General features: G+C 35.6%; 4 protein-coding genes. 2 read left to right on the top strand and 2 right to left on the bottom strand.

The genetic code is table 11. The features are described 5' to 3' along the window. Together BBH99_RS10915 and BBH99_RS10910 are read right to left on the bottom strand one after the other, a co-directional pair. Positions 1-360 (bottom strand): DoxX family protein (locus tag BBH99_RS10915; RefSeq protein ID WP_066695447.1); only part of this gene is annotated, 360 nt, incomplete at its 3' end. A 42-nt stretch (positions 361-402) separates the two neighbouring features. After that, the gene (locus tag BBH99_RS10910; protein WP_066695445.1) at positions 403-1,383 is read right to left on the bottom strand and encodes a polysaccharide deacetylase family protein; all 981 of its coding nucleotides are present in this window, start codon (positions 1,381-1,383) and stop codon (positions 403-405) included. 89 nt (positions 1,384-1,472) lie between these two features. On the opposite strand from BBH99_RS10910, the gene BBH99_RS10905 reads away from it, so the two are divergent. Together BBH99_RS10905 and BBH99_RS10900 are read left to right on the top strand one after the other, a co-directional pair. Beyond that, positions 1,473-2,327, top strand: a complete 855-nt coding sequence (locus BBH99_RS10905) for an AraC family transcriptional regulator (protein WP_066695443.1) — start codon at positions 1,473-1,475, stop codon at positions 2,325-2,327. Positions 2,328-2,444: 117 nt separating this feature from the next. Next, positions 2,445-2,861, top strand: coding sequence for an RrF2 family transcriptional regulator (locus BBH99_RS10900; protein WP_066695441.1), 417 nt, complete (start codon positions 2,445-2,447; stop codon positions 2,859-2,861). Positions 2,862-2,874: the final 13 nt, after the last annotated feature.

The following is a 2,874-nucleotide window of genomic DNA, read 5'->3' as shown; positions in this document are numbered from 1 at the left end:
ATCCTCCATTCTGGAAATCAGAAGATAAAATAATCCTGCATAAATCATTTGAATTCCCATGGCTTCCCAGTTTTCTACTGTACTGCTGCCCAATAATAGCAGGATAATTAATGATGCGCCTGCCATTGCGGCAATTCTCGTCTTAAATCCGATAATAAGCAGCAATCCGATGAGAAACTCCAAAAAGGGAAGTGCTGTACTGAAAATGTGTACAAAAAACTGAGGAAGCCAGCTTTTTTCAAAAATCTTTGTCATTCCATCAGCAAAATCCTGAAGCTTGGTTAATCTCACCAGTCCATGTCCGAAAAAATTGATCCCCATCGATAAACGAAGGAAAAAATAGGCTGTCTTTTTATTCATAAATGTATATTTTAAGTTATTGTTAATCTGATAAACAAATCATTAATTATTAAATATCGCTTCACTGTTATCCACCGGAGTATCCGGATCATTCATCACCATTTTAGCAATATCATCTTTTCTCATAAAAACCACTCCCTGTTTTTCTTTTGTATATTTGATAAATTCCTCCATAGCGTGCACCATTGCAGGCGTCCCGCCAATTCGGTCATGGAAACTGATACTCATCATTCTTCTTTTCGTTGCACCTTCCTCATAAAGTCTGTCAAATTCAAACTTAAGCTGGGCAAGAAACTGATCCGGGCTCCAGTGTTTCCCTTCAATATTCACAATATCATTATTACGAAGGGTGTATGGAATTACCACAAAGTTTTTCCCTTTTACTTTGGTAATGAAAGGTTCATCGTGGCTGAGATCATCAATATGATAAAGAAATCCTAAATCCTGCAATACTTTCAGCGTATTCGGACTTCTTCTCAGCCAGTTACAGTTGTAGCCCACAGCTTTCTGTCCTGTAATCTTTTTAACAGCATCTACTCCTTGTTTTACAAACTGTAATTCTTCATTATAATTTTTATTCCACTGGTTGTCCCATGAAATCCCGTGAGCTGCAATCTCATGACCGCCATTGGCAATGGCTTTTGCAATTTCCGGATATTTTTCGGCAGCGGTTCCCACTACATGAGAGGTTACTTTGATATTATATTTTTTCCATACATCCAGCATGCGGTAAATTCCTTCATTTCCACCATAGCGGTACCAGCTTTCTGCAGGAAGATCCGGTTGTCCCTTAGGAAGCGGAGTATTACTGAAAGGACTTTCTGCTCCCTCCGGCTGGCCGCCCGTTTCAAACTGCATGGATACTGAAATAACTAATTGGGCACCATTAGGCCAATACTTTTTGGCTGCAGGAATATTTTCTTCTTTTGGACTTCCTTTTCCAACATTGTCATTTGCTTTAAACGCGGATACTAAAAATACTGTTGCAGCAAGTACCATTACTGATTGTTTTATATATTTCATTTTACATGTATTTATGTTGCAAAATTGGCGCATAAACCATTGGTTATTATTGTAAAAATTAATCTTAAATTTGTAAAAATCCATTATTCATGAAAAGAATTGTTAATTTCAATTCCTTCAACGTTTTCAGGATCGAAAAAGAAATCTGGGACATTGAATACCACAATCACAACTTCTATGAACTGATTATCATAGAAAATGGAAAAGGCTCTCATCGTCTGAACGGCATTACATTTCCCTATCAAAAAGGAGATATATTCCTTCTAAGACCCAGTGATGCTCATGAATTTACCATTCAGAATAAAACCAGGTTTATCTATATAAAATTTACAGAAGAATATATCTGGGAAAACCTTTTGATGAATAAAAAAAATGAACTGAAAAAAATTATTCAGCTTCTGATGGAAGACCGGTCTTTTGTTTATGAATCAGGAATTAAAAGTAAAGCAGACAGAGAACATCTTCTTCGCCTTTCCCGTATTCTTTTGCATGAATTCAGCCATAAGAACTTGTACAATAAAGAGATTGCAGCAGATCTCTTTTCAGCAATTTTTACCATTCTCATCAGAAATACCATGAGCAGCAGCACCCATCAAAAATGGGTTTCTCAAAATATGAGCAGAATAGACAGAATATTATACTACATCAATGTCAATTTTCTGGATGCGGACAAAATGAAAATAGAAAATCTGGCCAAAGAATTTATGCTTTCTACAAACTACATCAGCATTTATGTTAAGAAAGAAACAGGGTTTTCCATCCAGCAGCATATTATTCAATATAAAGTAAAAGCTGCCGAAAAACTTCTGCTTCAGAGTCATTATAACATCAGTGAAATTGCAGACAGGCTTGGTTTTAATGACATTAGCCATTTCAATAAGATATTCAGAACCTATAAAAACCAGTCTCCGTCTGTCTTTAAAAAAGAAAATAAAACAATATAAAGATTGTAAAACGCTGCTGATAAGCCATCCTTTACATACAGATTATTTTACGACTGTTGTTTTCATTATTTAAAAACATTTCATTAATCAGATAATTTGTTATACCTTGCGTAGATTATGATGTCCAAACGTTGCAAATATGCGCTTAAAGCAATGGTCAGATTAGCAAGAAATTACAATCAAGGCTATCTGTCCACCTCGATTATTGCACAGGATGAAAACATTCCCAAAAAGTTTCTGGAACAAATCCTTCTTGAACTTAAAAGAACTAAACTTGTTAACAGCAAACAGGGTAAAGTAGGGGGATATTACCTGTTAAAATCACCCGATGAAGTCTCATTGGCGGATATCTACCGTATTTTTGATGGTCCTATTGCATTAACTCCCTGCGTTTCTTTAAACTTCTACGAAGCGTGTGACGATTGTGTAGATGAAGCAGAATGTTATCTTAGAAATGAATTAATGATCGTTCGTGAGAAAACCAGAAAAAGCATGATGGAAGCCACTCTGACCTCGTTTATCAATAAAAAATAATTTTTTTTCATTT

The sequence above is a fragment of the Chryseobacterium contaminans genome (assembly GCF_001684955.1).
GTDB classification, from domain to species: Bacteria; Bacteroidota; Bacteroidia; order Flavobacteriales; family Weeksellaceae; genus Chryseobacterium; species Chryseobacterium contaminans.
Note: the sequence above shows the minus strand (reverse complement) of the source record. Positions and strands in the feature narration are given on the sequence as shown.